Below are 15,957 nucleotides of genomic sequence, written 5' to 3' on the forward strand. Positions count from 1 at the left end.
GTGACTGATATTTAAAAGAACCCGGAAACTTACTCGAGCTCAGCCATCAGTTTTACCAGATGCTCAACTGCTTTCTGCTCGTCTTCACCTTCAGCAGAGATGGTGACTACGGTGCCCTGAGTCAGGCCCAGAGTCTGCAGTTTGAACAGGCTTTTTGCGCTAGCGCTTTTGCCGTTGGAAGTCACAGTGATTTCAGAAGTGAAGCCTTTCGCTTCTTTAACAAACTGAGCAGCAGGGCGGGTGTGCAGACCGTTCGGAGCGGTAATGGTAACTTCTTGCTGGAACATTGTATTTCCCCAACTTATAGGTTTAGTGTTGTGGAACTAAAGTCTAGCCTGGCGACTGAACTTTAGCCTGTATTGTTAGCGCTGACGTTTCGATCGTCATTAAACATTATGCAGCGAAAGCAAGACTTGAACCAAATCATAAAATCGATTCAGCAAGGCTATTTCGTTCGCTGATTAATTTCACGCATCAAAATAATTGCTGGTTTAAATACCAGACCCAACGGGGTGAATCAATGCCAGGAGGGGTAAAACTTTGAAGCAGGCCACAAAAAAGCACCTAAAAAGGTGCTTTTTTACGCGTTATTAACATGCTGGCATTACTGTTGCAGTTCTTTTTCAGTAAACAGATCGGCAAACAGTGCAGTGCTTAAGTAACGCTCACCCGAAGAAGGCAGGATAACCACAATATTCTTATTGGTAAAGGCCTCATCTTCCTGAAGTTTGAGCGCCGCCGCAACGGCAGCACCGGAAGAGATACCCGCCAGGATACCTTCTTCGTCCATCAGGCGACGTGCGGTCGAGATGGCTTCTTCGTTCGTGATCGTCACGACTTTATCAATCAGCTTCAGATCCAGGTTGCCCGGAATGAAGCCTGCGCCAATACCCTGAATCTTGTGCGGGCCTGGTTTGAGTTCTTCGCCCGCCAGCGCCTGAGAGATAACCGGCGAGTCGGTCGGTTCAACGGCCACGGTGATCAGGTCTTTTTTACCTTTCGTGCCTTTTATATAGCGTGACACACCGGTCAGCGTACCGCCGGTACCCACGCCAGAGATAAATACATCAACCTGACCATCGGTATCTTCCCAGATTTCCGGGCCGGTGGTTTTTTCGTGGATTTCCGGGTTTGCCGGGTTGCTGAACTGCTGAAGCAGCAGGTATTTCGCCGGATCGCTGGCAACAATCTCTTCGGCTTTCTGAATGGCACCTTTCATGCCTTTCGCGCCTTCGGTCAGCACCAGGTTTGCGCCCAGCGCTTTCAGCAGCTTGCGACGCTCGATGCTCATGGTTTCAGGCATGGTCAGCGTCAGTTTATAGCCACGCGCCGCAGCGACATAGGCCAGTGCGATGCCAGTGTTGCCGCTGGTAGGCTCAACCAGCTCAACGCCAGGCTTGAGCACGCCACGTTTTTCGGCATCCCAAATCATATTTGCACCGATACGGCATTTTACGCTAAAGCTCGGGTTGCGTGATTCGACCTTCGCCAGAATGCGTCCATTACCGATACGGTTCAGTCGAACCAGGGGCGTATGACCGATAGTCAGCGAGTTGTCTTCATAAATCTTACTCATGGCCTGTCCTTAACTGTATGAAATTGGGATACCGACCCAGCATACCTGCTAAGCAGGTAGGGGGAAGTAAGGAATTCGCATATCTATATACTGCAAGGAAATAATGGGGATCAGTATGGAATAAGGGGCGGCATAAGCCACCCCTCTTTTACACATTTTTGCATTACTTCCATAACGCGTGCTTAGCACGGTAGCAGTCCACCCACATTGCCGTTGCGCCGCAAACCGCAACGGGCATGATGAAAAGATTGAGGAAGGGGATCAAGGTGAACAGGCTGGTGAGCGCGCCAAACTGCATATTGGCCACTTTCTGCCTGCGCAGCGCGGTGCGCATCTCTTTAAAAGGTACCTTGTGATTATCAAACGGGTAGTCGCAGTACTGAATCGCCAGCATCCAGGCGCTGAACAGGAACCACAGCACGGGGGCAACCGTCTGGCCGATACCGGGCACCAGATAAAGGAGAAGCAGTACAATCGCACGGGGAAGGTACCAGGCGAATTTCTGCCATTCGCGCTTCATGATGCGCGGAATATCTTTCATGATCCCTATTATGCCTGTGTCCGGTGGTGTGGCACCGGTCAGACGCGCTTCCAGCTGTTCCGCCAGCAGTCCGTTAAACGGCGCCGCAATCCAGTTGGCAATCGTTGAGAAGAAATAGCCGAACACCAACAGCACAGAAATCACCGCGAGTGGCCACAGCAGATAGCTCAGCCACTGCAGCCAGTCAGGTACATAGCTCATCATGGCCGGGACCCAGCTTTCAAGCTTCGTGAAAAGCCACCAGAAGGCGCCGCCCATGAGAACAATGTTGATCAGCAAGGGCAGAATGACGAAACGTCGAATACCCGGCAGGGAGACCAGTTTCCAGCCCTGAGAAAAATACCAGACGCCGCTGCGTGGGGGAGAAGAAGATGTTGAAACCATAACCAGGCTGTACTCCTTTTTTCACAACCAGTGGAATTGCCCGCCTATATTATCCAGTTACGGACCAATGACCAGTTCGGAAATGTTCGAAAAAACAGCAAAAAGCACGATTTAGTTCATCTTTATGCTGTGAATGCTCTGCACACACTTGCACTTGACGTAAACGGCAAATACTCTTAGTGAGTAAATGTTTGCCGTGGTGGCAAGGTGTTAGAACAACAGAGAATATAATGATGCAGGATTTGCGTCTGATATTAATCATTGTTGGCGCGATCGCCATAATCGCTTTACTGGTACATGGTTTCTGGACCAGCCGTAAAGAGCGTTCTTCTATGTTTCGCGATCGCCCACTGAAGCGCATGAAGTCCAGTCGTGACGACGATGACAGTGAATATGACATCGATGGAAGCGACGACGACGGCGTGGGTGAAGTTCGTGTTCATCGGGTCAATACTGCGCCCGGCGCGGCTCATGGGGAGCATGAAGCCCCCCGCACTGCGCAGCACCAGTATCAACCGCCGTATGCTTCTGCACAGCCTCGCCAGCAGGCGCCGCAGCCTGTGGAAGAGCCGGTGCGTCAGCCGCCGCAGCAGCCTGTCCAACAGCAGCCAGCAGCGCCGCAGCCGGTTCCACAACAACCCGTGCAGCAGCCTGTTCCGCAGCAACCTGCGCAACAACAGCCTGCCCAGCCGGTACAGCAAGCGCCACAACAGCCTGTTCATGTGCAGCCTGCGCCGCAGCCAGCTCCGGCACCGCGCGTGGAGCCAGAACCGGTTGCAGAGCCAGAACCGGTTGTTGAAAAACCGCAGCGCAAAGAAGCGGTGATCATCATGAACGTTGCCGCCCATCACGGCAGCCATCTGAACGGTGACGTACTGCTTAACAGTATTCAACAGGCCGGCTTCAAGTTTGGCGATATGAATATCTTCCATCGTCACCTGAGCCCGGACGGTAGCGGCCCGGCGCTGTTTAGCCTGGCCAATATGGTCAACCCTGGCACCTTCGACCCTGAAATGACGGGGGATTTCGTGACGCCGGGGGTAACAATCTTTATGCAGGTTCCGTCTTACGGTGACGAACTGCAAAACTTTAAGCTGATGCTGCAGTCCGCTCAGCACATCGCTGACGAAGTGGGTGGTGTGGTGCTCGACGACCAGCGTCGCATGATGACGCCGCAGAAACTGCGCGAGTATCAGGACCGCATCCGCGAAGTTAAGGAAGCCAACGCGTAACCGACGCGTTATCTTCAACTCCTCCTCAACCCCCGCCTGTCGGGGGTTTTTTCTCATTGATGGTGCGATATGGACTCAATCGAACAACAAATCACTGAACTGCGAACCACGCTTCGCCATCATGAATATCTTTATCATGTTATGGACGCACCGGAAGTGCCGGATGCGGAGTACGATCGCCTGATGCGTGAACTGCGCGATTTAGAGGCGCAACACCCGGAGTTGATCACTCCAGACTCGCCAACCCAGCGTGTCGGCGCTGAACCGCTAGGTGCGTTCAGCCAGGTACGTCATGAAGTGCCGATGCTCTCTCTGGATAACGTCTTCGATGAAGAGAGCTTCCTCGCCTTTAACAAGCGTGTGCAGGATCGGCTCAAAAGCAGCGACGCCCTGACATGGTGCTGTGAGCTGAAGCTGGATGGCCTGGCCGTCAGTATCCTCTACGAGAACGGCGTGCTGGTCCGTGCCGCAACGCGTGGGGATGGCACTACCGGCGAAGACATTACCACCAACGTGCGTACTATCCGTGCGATCCCGCTGAAGCTGCATGGCGACAATATTCCAGCTCGTCTGGAAGTCCGCGGTGAAGTGTTCCTCCCGCAGGCGGGCTTCGAAAAAATTAACGAAGAGGCACGTCGCACCGGTGGGAAGGTGTTTGCTAACCCGCGCAATGCGGCGGCAGGCTCTTTGCGCCAGCTGGACCCGCGTATTACCGCGAAGCGACCACTTACTTTCTTCTGCTATGGCGTCGGTATTCTGGAGGGAGGGGCGCTGCCGGATACCCACCTCGGACGTTTACTGCAGTTTAAAGCGTGGGGCTTGCCGGTCAGCAATCGCGTGCAGCTTTGCGACTCACCGGAGGCGGTGCTTGCGTTCTATCACAAGGTTGAAGAAGACCGTCCGACCCTCGGTTTTGATATCGATGGTGTGGTTATCAAGGTGAACTCGCTTGCGCTGCAGGAACAGCTAGGCTTTGTGGCACGAGCACCGCGCTGGGCTGTGGCGTTTAAGTTCCCGGCCCAGGAGCAGATGACCTTTGTCCGCGATGTGGAGTTCCAGGTGGGCCGTACGGGAGCCATCACGCCGGTTGCGCGTCTGGAGCCGGTGCATGTGGCCGGTGTGCTGGTGAGCAATGCAACCCTGCACAACGCGGATGAAATTGAGCGTCTTGGCCTGCGTATTGGTGACAAAGTGGTGATCCGCCGGGCGGGGGATGTGATCCCGCAGGTTGTCAACGTGGTTCAGTCTGAACGCCCTGACGATACGCGCGCCATTGAGTTCCCGACGCATTGCCCGGTGTGTGGCTCAGACGTAGAGCGTGTGGAAGGTGAAGCGGTGGCCCGTTGCACTGGGGGATTAATCTGTGGCGCGCAGCGTAAAGAGTCACTCAAGCACTTCGTCTCCCGACGGGCGATGGACGTTGACGGCATGGGCGACAAAATTATCGATCAGCTGGTTGAGAAAGAGTACGTCCACACGCCTGCGGATCTCTTTAAACTGACGGCAGGTAAGCTGACCGGCCTTGACCGCATGGGACCGAAGTCGGCTCAGAACGTGGTGAATGCGCTGGAAGCCGCCAAAGAGACCACGTTTGCCCGTTTCCTCTATGCGCTTGGTATTCGTGAGGTCGGTGAAGCCACCGCTGCAGGTCTGGCGGCGTACTTTGGTACGCTGGACGCGCTGGAGAAAGCGAGCATTGAGGAGCTGCAAAAAGTGCCGGATGTTGGCATTGTGGTGGCCACGCACGTCTTTAACTTCTTTGCCGAAGAGAGCAACCGCGACGTCATCGGCAAACTGCTGGAACAGGGCATCAAATGGCCTGCGCCGGTCGTTGTCAACGCCGAAGAGATCGACAGCCCGTTCGCGGGTAAAACGGTGGTGCTAACCGGTAGTCTCAGCCAGCTGTCACGTGATGATGCGAAAGCGCGTCTGGTGGCGCTGGGGGCAAAAGTGGCGGGCAGCGTGTCGAAGAAAACCGACCTGGTGATTGCCGGTGAAGCCGCTGGTTCAAAGCTGGCCAAAGCGCAGGAGCTCGGCATTGAGGTTATCGATGAAGCAGAAATGCTGCGCCTGTTAGGAGAGTAACGTGGAGAAAGAGCAGCTCGTCGAGATCGCCAATACGGAAATGCCGTTTGGTAAATATAAGGGCCGCAGGCTGATTGATTTGCCGGAAGAGTATCTGCTGTGGTTTGCCCGGAAGGATGAATTCCCTGCCGGACGCCTGGGCGAGCTGATGGCTATCACGCTACTGATTAAAACCGAGGGGCTGACCCAGCTGGTTCAGCCCCTGAAACGTCCTTAAGCCTTCGCGGCGCGGGTCTCTTCCTGCGCCAGCTTTTCCGTCTGACGTTTGTAACGACGCGCCAGTACCGCACAGACCATCAGCTGGATCTGATGGAAAATCATCAGCGGCAGCACCATCATCCCAATCACCGAGGTCGGGAACAGAATGTTGGCCATCGGGATGCCGTTTGCCAGACTTTTCTTCGATCCGCAGAACACAATAGTGATTTCATCTGCTTTGCTGAAGCCGCACTTGCGTGCCACAAAGACATTTACCGCAATGACAATCGCCAGCAGGACGATACTGACCACCACGATAAACAGCAGCGAGCCGGCGCCCACCTTATGCCAGATACCATTCACCACGGCTTCGCTGAAGGCGGAGTAAACCACCAGCAGGATCGACGTCTGGTCGGTTTTTGAGATCCATTTCTTGTGCTTCGCCACAAACGCCCCTGTCCACGGACGAGAAAGATGGCCAAGGACAAATGGCAGCAGTAGCTGCAGACAGATTTTCCCGACTTGCTCCAGGTTACCTTCTGCACCGTGCATATTCATCAGCAGGCCAACCAGCAACGGTGAGACGAAAATCCCTAACAGGCTGGATGCCGATGCCGAGCAGACAGCAGCCGCGACGTTGCCGCCAGCCAGCGAAGTAAAGGCAATGGCGGACTGGACGGTGGCTGGCAAAATACAGAGATACAGGAAACCGGTATAGAGCGCCGGGTCAACATTGACCGGTGCCCACCACGCAAACAGCACGCCGAGTATCGGGAACAGAATAAAGGTGCTGCACATAACCCACAGGTGCAGTCGCCAGTGGCTTCCGCCGGCGATAATGGCTTCGCGGGAGAGTTTGGCGCCGTGCATAAAGAACAGCAGTGCGATGGCCGCCGTGGTTAGCCCTTCAAAAAACGGTACAAAGCTGCCGCGCGCGGGGAAGAAGGAGGCCAGTAACACGGTGACGACCAGGGTGAGTGTAAACGGATCAAGAATACGAAATAGTTTCATAATGACTCCTGAAAACAGATGTCGCTATTGTGCTTTGTTCCCTTTGAGAAATAAAATTGATTTATTGCATCCATTCATGAATTAAACAGATGAATTATTCACTCCGCCAGCTTCGCGTTTTTGTCACCGTGGCCCATGCCCGCAGCTTCAGCCGGGCAGGGGAGATCATTGGCCTGAGCCAGTCAGCGGTCAGCCACAGTGTGAAAGAGCTTGAGATCCAGACAGGCGTCCGGTTACTCGACCGGACCACGCGTGAAGTGGTATTAACCGAAGCCGGACAGCAGCTGGCCCTGCGCCTGGAGCGGTTACTGGATGAACTGAACAGTACGCTCAGGGACGTCGGGCGACTGGGACAGCAGCTTTCGGGCACCGTGCGGGTGGCGGCGAGCCAGACGATTTCGGCGCATCTTATTCCGCAGTGTATTGCTGAGGGTAATCAACGCTATCCGGATATCGATTTTGTGCTGCACGACAGGCCGCAACAGTGGGTGCTGGAGAGCATCCGCCAGGGCGATGTGGATTTTGGTATCGTCATCGATCCTGGTCAGGTCAGTGATCTGGAGTGTGAGATCGTTCTTTCCGAGCCTTTTTTGCTGCTCTGTCGGGACGACGATCCGTTGGCAATGTTACCCCATGTTAGCTGGCAGTCGCTGCAGGGAGCGAATCTGGTCTTGCAGGATTATGCATCGGGCAGCCGTCCGTTGATTGACTCAGCGCTGGTGACTCAGGGGGTAAAGGCAACCATCGTGCAGGAAATCGGTCACCCGGCCACGCTGTTTCCTATGGTGGAGGCAGGCATTGGGATCAGCGTATTACCCGCCCTGGCGCTTCCGTTGCCACAGGGGAGCCGACTGACCGTGAAGCGTCTCGTACCGGCTATCGAGCGCAAGCTGATGCTGGTTCGGCGAAAAAATCGTTCTCTTTCGGGGGCGGCGCAGGCTATCTGGGAAGTGGTGCGTATTCAGGCGCAAAGATTAACCGAAGCCCGTATACGCGACCCACTGTTTAATGCTGCAGAGGATTAGATGTAGATATCGATCTGATTTTGATCTGATGGGTTGTTTACCCCTTCCACCTTGCCCTGCTTCTGATCCTGTTTCTTCTGAGCCTCTTCTGCCTGCTGGCGTAATAACTGCGCAAGCTGTGTCTGCAGCACTTTAAGCTGTGCCTGGATGAGCTCCTGCTGTTTTTTCTTCTCTTCCGGGCTGCCGGCACTCTCTGGCAGCTCTTTTAGCTGTTGAGTCAGTTTGGTGATTTGCTCCGTAATGCGGCTGATTTGGGCTGCAATATCATTGCCGCTGGAAGCACTCCCTCCACTGTTACTGGTTTGAATAGGGTGGGTTGATGTCTGAATGGTCGTCATAGTCTTTCCTCTTACCATAAAACAGAGATATCGGCACCGATGGTGGGAGCTTGAGGAAAACTGCTATATCTGGCAGGGGCCTTATCAGATAGTCCTGTCGTGGCCAGAACATTCATACGCCCATTCCCGGTCCGAGGTCTTTTCCCATCTTATTAAAAATAGATATAAGAAATCCCGGGTTATGGAAATGTTGAAAGTACAGGCCTGACGCGCCATGAAAACCCGGTAATAATTATTCGGCATATTTAATATGTTTATATGATTTAGCAAGGTGTCACAAAACTGTCATAAAAAGTTTTCTATATTGAATGTGGCATCCATTGTTGTGCTGATGTATTACGGCCAGGGTACGAAGCCCGCATAAGCCCAGATAATCAGGGCATTGGTACGTAATCCTGTCATTATTTCGGTGCTTGCCGGGCTGCTCTTTAATATTGCGCGTTTGCAGTTACCACAGACTGTATCTGACATTTTGCATATCCTGGGGAGTGCTTCTCTGCCTCTGGGGCTACTGGCTGTTGGCGCAGGTCTGGACCTTAAAGCGGCCCGTGCCTCTCACGGCGCCGTGTTGCAGTCAACATTCGTTAAGCTGCTGTTTGTTCCGCTGGTGACATTGCTTATTGGCATAGGGTCAGGGATAAGCGGCCCTGTTCTGGCAACTGTCGTACTCTTTAACGCGCTTCCCTGCACACCCTCTGCCTACATCATGTCCAAACTGCTTGGTGGAGATTACCGCCTGTCAGCAGGCATTATTTCTGTCCAGACGGTATTAGCGGCGGTAACAATTCCGGCAATTCTGTTTCTGACCACATTGTCACCGAGCTAAGGGGTGTGTGCTGTTCATACTGCGCCCAACTTTCTACAAACCACGCATCGCTTCCCTGCTGCTTACACAGCAGGGCAAGCCCTTCATGACATAACTCATGGGCCTGTGCATACAAGTTTTGATCTCCGGCTGTCAGGACGCTTAACAACCGCTTCATCTCTAAAATATACTCACGGGCAAAAATCGGATCCCGTGCCACAATATCTCGCGCATTATCAATAAGGTCACATAACTTTATGGTCTGCGCTGCGGCATTTGCCTGCGCGCTATGAATGAGATTGGCGTTCTTGCGCTCAATACGCGAGCCTCCCGTTCGCCGGGTCCTGACATCTGTAAGCATTTCAACATATTGTCCGACCTCCGCGCCGAACAACGCATTGATGGTTTCAAGGGTGACACCAGTATCTTCAACGACATCATGGAGCCATGCCGCTGCGACCATTTCTTCGGTTGGGTTTATGCTTTGAAGTAATTTGACAACGGATGCCGGGTGGACAATGTAGGGTTCGCCTGTGAACTTTCGTTTTTGACCGGCTTCACGATGCGCTTGGGTAGCAAAGCGTCTGGCTCGTTCACTGAGTGTCATGATTTTCACCTAAAGCTTTATTTTATATTGTGTTTTTTATGTTTGTTCCAGACCGAAATATTATATCTTATCCTTCATTCGATTAAGACGCCCGCCAGACGAGACATTGTGCCGACAGAGGCATAAGCCATATGTGGCTGCCTGGTATGGAGAGGGGACATTCAGGTGAAAAAAACGCATCTTTTTTAATAAGATACGGTTTGCTTACTTCCCCGGATAAGATGACGTATCCCAGGAATATGACATGTGACGGGGCGCTTTTATCGCAGATAGCAAAAAAGCGCCTTTAGGGCGCTTTTTTACATTGGTGGGTCGTGCAGGATGACTCGCTTCGTTCGCCCTTCGGGCCGTCGCCGTAAACGGCTCCGTTGCCTCACTTTGTTCGGCTCGAACCTGCAGCAGGTTCGAATCATCCATATCGCAGATAGCAAAAAAGCGCCTTTAGGGCGCTTTTTTACATTGGTGGGTCGTGCAGGATTCGAACCTGCGACCAATTGATTAAAAGTCAACTGCTCTACCAACTGAGCTAACGACCCGAAATGGTGGGCGATGACGGGCTCGAACCGCCGACCCCCTCCGTGTAAAGGAGATGCTCTACCAACTGAGCTAATCGCCCATTTCGGAACTGCTGCGATAAGGTGAGAATGGTGGGCGATGACGGGCTCGAACCGCCGACCCCCTCCGTGTAAAGGAGATGCTCTACCAACTGAGCTAATCGCCCAATCTCAATACTTATCTACACTGCGAGTCTACGTGAAGTAGATGGTGGGTGATGACGGGCTCGAACCGCCGACCCCCTCCGTGTAAAGGAGATGCTCTACCAACTGAGCTAATCACCCCCGCTGTGTGGAGTCGCATTATAGGGAGAGTTGAAAATGAGTCAACGCATTTTCTAAAGTTTTTATTCGTTCGTCGTAAAATTAAACAAAACGATCGCGAAACGGGCTGTGGCGCATGATTTCTAAACAAAAATCGCAAACCTGGTCACGATAAAGGGAACAACATTGAGGAATCGCCCCACAGTGATAGAATATTGCCCATTGTTTTTTCCCCGGGATTTGCCGATTGCCGGCATCTTTATAACGTAAGGCCATTTCATGAAAATCAAAACTCGCTTCGCGCCCAGCCCGACAGGCTATCTGCACGTGGGTGGTGCACGTACTGCTCTCTATTCCTGGCTTTTTGCACGCCACAACAAAGGTGAGTTTGTGCTGCGTATCGAAGACACCGATCTCGAACGCTCCACGCCAGAAGCAATTGAAGCCATTATGGATGGGATGAACTGGCTGAATCTGGAGTGGGATGAAGGCCCTTACTTCCAGACCAAACGTTTTGACCGTTATAACGCAGTGATTGACGAGATGCTGGTCGCGGGTACGGCGTACAAGTGCTATTGCTCCAAAGAGCGTCTGGATGCGCTGCGTGAAGAGCAGATGGCGAACGGTGAAAAGCCGCGTTATGACGGCCGTTGCCGCCACGACCACAGTGAGCATGCCGCTGATGAGCCTTGCGTGGTGCGTTTTGCTAACCCGCAGGATGGCTCTGTTATTTTTGACGATCAGATCCGTGGCCCGATTGAATTCAGCAACCAGGAGCTGGACGATCTGATCATCCGCCGTACCGACGGTTCTCCAACCTATAACTTCTGTGTGGTGGTTGACGACTGGGATATGGAAATTACCCACGTTGTCCGTGGTGAAGACCATATCAACAACACCCCGCGCCAGATTAACATCCTGAAAGCGCTGAACGCCCCTGTGCCTGCCTACGCGCACGTCTCTATGATCAACGGTGACGACGGTAAAAAATTGTCTAAACGCCACGGTGCGGTAAGCGTGATGCAGTACCGCGACGATGGCTACCTGCCGGAAGCGCTGCTGAACTATCTGGTGCGTCTGGGCTGGGCTCACGGCGACCAGGAGATCTTCAGCCGTGAAGAGATGATCAATCTGTTCTCTCTGAGCTCTGTGAGCAAGTCGGCGAGCGCGTTCAACACCGACAAACTGCTGTGGCTGAACCACCATTACATCAATACCATGCCGCCAGAATATGTGGCGACATACCTGCAGTGGCATATTGAGCAGGCAAATATTGATACCCGCACCGGTCCGGAGCTGGCGGATCTGGTGAAACTGCTCGGCGAGCGTTGCAAAACGCTGAAAGAGATCGCTGAAAGCTGCCGCTACTTCTATGAAGAGTTTGATGAGTTCGACGCTGACGCGGCCAAAAAACACCTGCGTCCTGTTGCGCGTCAACCGCTGGAAGTGGTGCGTGACAAACTGGCCGCGATTACAGAATGGACCGCTGAAAATGTCCATCACGCGATTCAGGCAACCGCTGATGAACTGGAAGTGGGCATGGGTAAAGTCGGGATGCCATTGCGCGTAGCGGTGACCGGTGCGGGCCAGTCTCCGGCGCTGGATGTTACCGTTCACGCGATTGGTAAATCACGCAGCGTGGCGCGCATTAACAAGGCGCTGGGCTTTATCGCTGAACGCGAAAACCAGCAGTAATTCAAGCTGAAATGCGAAAACGGCAGGGTGACCTGCCGTTTTTTTATGCGTGCAATTCTGCAATACCAAGGCGCGTCAGAAAACCGCTTATACCTTCGCGTTTTAATAACGCGTCAAGACGCTCCTGTTCAAGCCGGGTCATATTTTCCAGCGTGTCGACGATCTGGGGAAGCAGATTCGACGATGCTGACTCGCCATACAGGGACGTGACTTCCGCCAGATGGTAAACCGCCTGACGGTTACGAATGGCCGGGAGGCTCATAATGTGCTCCTTCACGCGAGCATCAATATGAATCAGCCGCGCCCGACCGCCTTTTACGCCGTTGATCCCTTCCGTTTTCCAGCCCTGCTGACGGATCCAGCGGTTAACGGTTTGTCTGGCCACGCCCAGACTGTTCGCCAGCTCTTCCGTGGTCATCTTACTGCGTAATCTTTTCATATCAGTTATGGTCGCGAATCCCTAAACGTTGCAACAATCCGGTAATCCCTTCCCGCAGTAACAATGATGTCATCTGCTTTTGCTCTTCCGGCGTCATTTCATTCGCCAGCGTCAGGAGTAAAGTGTGAAGTGAACCGTTCAGCAAAGCGCTTTCTGGCATATCAGATGTTTCCGTTGCCCGGCGCGCGCTGCGGATAAAATCACGCACTTTCTCGTTCACATGTACCAGGCGCGCTTTCCCGCCCTGTACTCCTGGTTTCGGCGATGTAATCCAACCCTCTTTGCGTACCCATTTATTGATGGTCTGTCGGCTATAGCCAGTGAGAAGGGCCAACTCCTCTGGCGTCATACGTTCCTTGATCATGCAATTTCCTGAATATTTGTGGGGTTAATTAACGGTTCATTTTATAGCACCGTTTTAGGTGAAAACGTGACAGGATTAACTTCTGACTGCGAGGCGGCTCGCAAAGTGATTCATTTGCATGATTTTTCGGCGATTGAACAGCGGCTATTGATTTTGCCGTTGACACTCCGCAGCGGAATTCATATTATGCCGCCCGTCAACATGACAGCTTTACGATGGGGCTATAGCTCAGCTGGGAGAGCGCTTGCATGGCATGCAAGAGGTCAGCGGTTCGATCCCGCTTAGCTCCACCAAACTCTGAACCCAACAGAGTAGGGTAAGTAAAGTAACATGTGGGGCTATAGCTCAGCTGGGAGAGCGCTTGCATGGCATGCAAGAGGTCAGCGGTTCGATCCCGCTTAGCTCCACCAAAATTTGAACCCTCGTCGAAAGACGGGGGTTTTTTATGCGTTTGTAATCACTTTCCATGACTTTTGTTGCCAAATTAGAGGTATTTCTATACCTCACCTCAATCCATCACAATAAACGAGTCTATAAATAGACTTCAACTTGATTCGCGCAATTAATAAACCTATTATCCATCCGGTCAATGATTTGAATGGTAAAATAGATTACCCACCTTAATGAATAGAAAAACTTACAATAATGTAAAGATATTTATGATTGCTCTGGCACTGTGTCTGATTACAGTGCCATTTTCCCGTTATATTTCGCCACGGGCTATCGTAAATGGTCATGATGTTTATCTGGCATGGTTGCCGTTAAGCGTTATGCTGGCCGTGATCCTGTTATTTGGGCGTCGGGCGATCATTCCCATTCTGTTAAGTTTTACTATTGCTAATATATTCAATATTAATTTAGCACCACTACAATATTCAGTATTATTGTTCTGTCAGACGTTTTCAGTCTTTGCCGCCTGTGGCGTCCTCCGCCTTGTGCTGGGCAAGCGCTGGCGCTACTGCGTGCCGAACAAACACATCGGGCTGCGTATATTCTGGCTGGGCTTTATGGTGCCGATAGGCATTAAAGTGTCGATGTATCTGGCTGGTTATTTATTTGATTTTCCCGTTACTATCTCCACGTTCTTCGGCGAAGGCACCGCAATTTACAACATCGTTGATATTCAAAGCCTGATATGCGCGGCGTTGATTTTTACCATGATGTTCTATTATCCATTAAGAATGATAATTAATCCCCGCTATGCCAGGATCTTCTGGCTGCGGAGTGTGAAGCCGGTGTTTTTTCACAAAAAATCATTGTATATATTCATCTGGCTGTCGCTTTTAATTTTCATCCTTGCAATTTTATGTGCGCCTTTTGAGTCTCCTGTTATTGCAGGCTATTTGATGCCAGTGATTTTTATTCTCTTTACGTTAGGTATCAGTCGCCTCAGTTATGCGCTCATCTCTTTGTTCTGGGCGGCGTCCGCGCTTCTGCTGTTGAGCTATAACTACAACTTCCTCACAGGCGTGGAATCAGGACATTCACTCTCTTTCATCCTGTCCGTGCTTATCTCTTTCGCTATCTGTCTGCTTTACATGTCGCGGATCTACCAGCGAAGTAACTGGCTGAAGCAGGGCTGGCAGGACAGGGCGCTTACCGATCCGCTGACCGGTTTACCCAACATTCGCGCACTGGAGGAGTTTCTTCATCTCCATCCGGATGCGAAGGTCTGTTGTCTGCGGATGGACAACCTCGAGTTTTTAAGCCGCCACTACGGCATTCTCATGCGCGTGCATTGCAAACGCAGAGTGACCATGTCGCTGCAACCTCTGTTACACAAAGATGAGAAGCTCTTCCAGCTGCCTGGAAGCGAGCTGGTCGCGGTATTGCTGGGGCCAGAAACCGCTGAACGGCTGCAACATATGGTTGATCAGCTAAACAGTCGTAAAATTTACTGGAACAACACGGGTCTGGATATTGAATTCGGCGCGTCATGGGGAATGGTCGAAAACGGCGAGAGACTGCACCATACGCTGGGCCAACTCAGCTGGCTGGCCGAGCAGTCGTGCGGCGCGCACAACGTACTTGCGCTTACCAATAGTCTGGAAGCCGCGTCGGGACAAACCACCGATCGGGTATTGATGCTAGCGCGTATCAAACATGCCCTCGATGCCGGTCAGTTTCATTTATACGCCCAGCCTATCCAGAAAGCGGACGGTAGCGGCTACTACGAAATACTGGCGCGGATGGAAAGTGAGGGCGAGATTATCACGCCTGACCGTTTTATCCCGTTGATTGCCCAGTTTAACCTGAGCCATCGCTTTGATATGTGCGTACTGGAAAAATTACTGGTGTGGTTACGTGACAATCCTGCCACCCAGGCTGGCGCCCGTTTTTCTGTCAATCTGATGCCGCTGACGCTGATGCAAAAAGAGGTGGCGACCGAGATAAGCGCGTTGTTTGAACGCTATGGCATCGCACCTCAGGCTGTTGTTCTGGAGATCACCGAAGAGCAGGCATTCTCGAACTCAGGAAGCAGCATCAAAAATCTCCAGCAACTGCGGGATCACGGCTTCCGTATCGCGATTGATGACTTTGGCACCGGTTATGCCAACTACGAACGACTCAGACGCCTTCAGGCGGATATCATTAAAATTGATGGCTGTTTTGTTAAAGATATCTGTACCGATGACATGGACGCGATGATTGTGCAGTCGATTTGTAATCTGGCGAAAACAAAATCACTGAGTGTGGTGGCTGAGTATGTGGAGACGCCGGAGCAACGGGACATGCTGCTGCGCTTCGGAGTGGATTACCTGCAGGGATACCTGATAGGTAAACCGACGCCGCTTGACGCACTTCAGGCATAAAAAAACCGGGAGCCAGGCTCCCGGTT

At 52.4% G+C, this 15,957-nt stretch carries 15 protein-coding genes, 6 tRNA genes and 1 other RNA gene; 9 read left to right on the forward strand and 13 right to left on the reverse strand.

The window, feature by feature from the left end; translation table 11 throughout:
* Positions 1–29: 29 nt before the first annotated feature.
* The 3 genes from ptsH to cysZ all read right to left on the reverse strand — a co-directional run bounded on the left by ptsH (position 30) and on the right by cysZ (position 2,501).
* Positions 30–287 carry a phosphocarrier protein Hpr gene (gene ptsH / locus NQ842_RS07515; protein ID WP_000487600.1) on the reverse strand — a complete coding sequence of 86 codons (258 nt, stop codon included), beginning with the start codon at positions 285–287 and terminating at the stop codon, positions 30–32.
* Between the two features lie 317 nt (positions 288–604).
* Positions 605–1,576 carry a cysteine synthase A gene (cysK, locus tag NQ842_RS07520; RefSeq protein ID WP_014832831.1) on the reverse strand — a complete coding sequence of 324 codons (972 nt, stop codon included), beginning with the start codon at positions 1,574–1,576 and terminating at the stop codon, positions 605–607.
* Between the two features lie 163 nt (positions 1,577–1,739).
* Complete coding sequence (gene cysZ / locus NQ842_RS07525; RefSeq protein ID WP_257256690.1) at positions 1,740–2,501, reverse strand: sulfate transporter CysZ; 762 nt, start codon at positions 2,499–2,501, stop codon at positions 1,740–1,742.
* A gap of 230 nt (positions 2,502–2,731) precedes the next feature.
* On the opposite strand from cysZ, the gene zipA reads away from it, so the two are divergent.
* The 3 genes from zipA to NQ842_RS07540 all read left to right on the forward strand — a co-directional run bounded on the left by zipA (position 2,732) and on the right by NQ842_RS07540 (position 6,035).
* On the forward strand, positions 2,732–3,733 hold the full coding sequence (zipA, locus tag NQ842_RS07530) for a cell division protein ZipA (protein WP_014832829.1): 1,002 nt from the start codon (positions 2,732–2,734) through the stop codon (positions 3,731–3,733).
* A 69-nt stretch (positions 3,734–3,802) separates the two neighbouring features.
* Positions 3,803–5,818, forward strand: a complete 2,016-nt coding sequence (gene ligA / locus NQ842_RS07535; protein ID WP_248041587.1) for an NAD-dependent DNA ligase LigA — start codon at positions 3,803–3,805, stop codon at positions 5,816–5,818.
* A gap of 1 nt (position 5,819) precedes the next feature.
* Positions 5,820–6,035: a DUF3820 family protein gene (locus tag NQ842_RS07540; RefSeq protein ID WP_003861328.1), complete on the forward strand. Its 216-nt coding sequence runs from the start codon at positions 5,820–5,822 to the stop codon at positions 6,033–6,035.
* On the opposite strand, the gene NQ842_RS07545 is transcribed toward NQ842_RS07540, so the two are convergent.
* Positions 6,032–7,027 (reverse strand): bile acid:sodium symporter family protein, encoded by a 996-nt coding sequence (locus tag NQ842_RS07545; RefSeq protein ID WP_257256691.1) that lies wholly within the window; start codon positions 7,025–7,027, stop codon positions 6,032–6,034. The two genes, NQ842_RS07540 and NQ842_RS07545, sit on opposite strands and share 4 nt — an antisense overlap.
* 89 nt (positions 7,028–7,116) lie before the next feature.
* On the opposite strand from NQ842_RS07545, the gene NQ842_RS07550 reads away from it, so the two are divergent.
* Positions 7,117–8,052, forward strand: coding sequence for a LysR family transcriptional regulator (locus NQ842_RS07550; protein WP_014832826.1), 936 nt, complete (start codon positions 7,117–7,119; stop codon positions 8,050–8,052).
* On the opposite strand, the gene NQ842_RS07555 is transcribed toward NQ842_RS07550, so the two are convergent.
* A complete protein-coding gene (locus NQ842_RS07555; RefSeq protein WP_047361144.1) occupies positions 8,049–8,390 on the reverse strand; it encodes a FlxA-like family protein in 342 nt (113 codons plus the stop codon). The two genes, NQ842_RS07550 and NQ842_RS07555, sit on opposite strands and share 4 nt — an antisense overlap.
* Before the next feature lie 409 nt (positions 8,391–8,799).
* Here NQ842_RS07555 and NQ842_RS07560 point away from each other — a divergent pair, with 409 nt between their 5' ends.
* On the forward strand, positions 8,800–9,216 hold the full coding sequence (locus tag NQ842_RS07560) for an AEC family transporter (protein ID WP_257256916.1): 417 nt from the start codon (positions 8,800–8,802) through the stop codon (positions 9,214–9,216).
* Here NQ842_RS07560 and NQ842_RS07565 read toward each other — a convergent pair.
* From NQ842_RS07565 to NQ842_RS07590, 6 genes are all read right to left on the reverse strand, one after another.
* Positions 9,140–9,802, reverse strand: a complete 663-nt coding sequence (locus tag NQ842_RS07565) for an HD domain-containing protein (RefSeq protein WP_014832821.1) — start codon at positions 9,800–9,802, stop codon at positions 9,140–9,142. The genes NQ842_RS07560 and NQ842_RS07565 overlap by 77 nt on opposite strands.
* Positions 9,803–10,107: 305 nt before the next feature.
* A non-coding RNA gene (locus NQ842_RS07570) (RtT sRNA) lies at positions 10,108–10,233 on the reverse strand.
* A 29-nt stretch (positions 10,234–10,262) separates the two neighbouring features.
* Positions 10,263–10,338 (reverse strand) — tRNA-Lys (locus NQ842_RS07575).
* 4 nt (positions 10,339–10,342) lie between these two features.
* A tRNA-Val gene (locus tag NQ842_RS07580) sits at positions 10,343–10,418 on the reverse strand.
* 29 nt (positions 10,419–10,447) lie between these two features.
* Positions 10,448–10,523 (reverse strand) — tRNA-Val (locus NQ842_RS07585).
* A 42-nt stretch (positions 10,524–10,565) separates the two neighbouring features.
* Positions 10,566–10,641: transfer RNA gene (locus NQ842_RS07590), tRNA-Val, on the reverse strand.
* 258 nt (positions 10,642–10,899) lie between these two features.
* On the opposite strand from NQ842_RS07590, the gene gltX reads away from it, so the two are divergent.
* Complete coding sequence (gltX, locus tag NQ842_RS07595; RefSeq protein ID WP_257256692.1) at positions 10,900–12,315, forward strand: glutamate--tRNA ligase; 1,416 nt, start codon at positions 10,900–10,902, stop codon at positions 12,313–12,315.
* Between the two features lie 43 nt (positions 12,316–12,358).
* On the opposite strand, the gene NQ842_RS07600 is transcribed toward gltX, so the two are convergent.
* Complete coding sequence (locus NQ842_RS07600) at positions 12,359–12,754, reverse strand: YfeC-like transcriptional regulator (protein ID WP_043951676.1); 396 nt, start codon at positions 12,752–12,754, stop codon at positions 12,359–12,361.
* Between the two features lies 1 nt (position 12,755).
* On the reverse strand, positions 12,756–13,118 hold the full coding sequence (locus NQ842_RS07605) for a YfeC-like transcriptional regulator (protein ID WP_014832818.1): 363 nt from the start codon (positions 13,116–13,118) through the stop codon (positions 12,756–12,758).
* Between the two features lie 217 nt (positions 13,119–13,335).
* On the opposite strand from NQ842_RS07605, the gene NQ842_RS07610 reads away from it, so the two are divergent.
* The 3 genes from NQ842_RS07610 (at position 13,336) to NQ842_RS07620 (ending at position 15,931) form a co-directional block, all read left to right on the forward strand.
* Positions 13,336–13,411: transfer RNA gene (locus tag NQ842_RS07610), tRNA-Ala, on the forward strand.
* Between the two features lie 41 nt (positions 13,412–13,452).
* Positions 13,453–13,528: transfer RNA gene (locus NQ842_RS07615), tRNA-Ala, on the forward strand.
* A gap of 213 nt (positions 13,529–13,741) precedes the next feature.
* The gene (locus NQ842_RS07620) at positions 13,742–15,931 is read left to right on the forward strand and encodes an EAL domain-containing protein (RefSeq protein ID WP_257256693.1); all 2,190 of its coding nucleotides are present in this window, start codon (positions 13,742–13,744) and stop codon (positions 15,929–15,931) included.
* The last annotated feature ends 26 nt before the right edge of the window (positions 15,932–15,957 follow it).

Origin of the sequence: Enterobacter cloacae complex sp. R_G8 (genome assembly GCF_024599795.1) — a bacterium.
Taxonomy (GTDB): Bacteria; Pseudomonadota; Gammaproteobacteria; order Enterobacterales; family Enterobacteriaceae; genus Enterobacter; species Enterobacter dissolvens.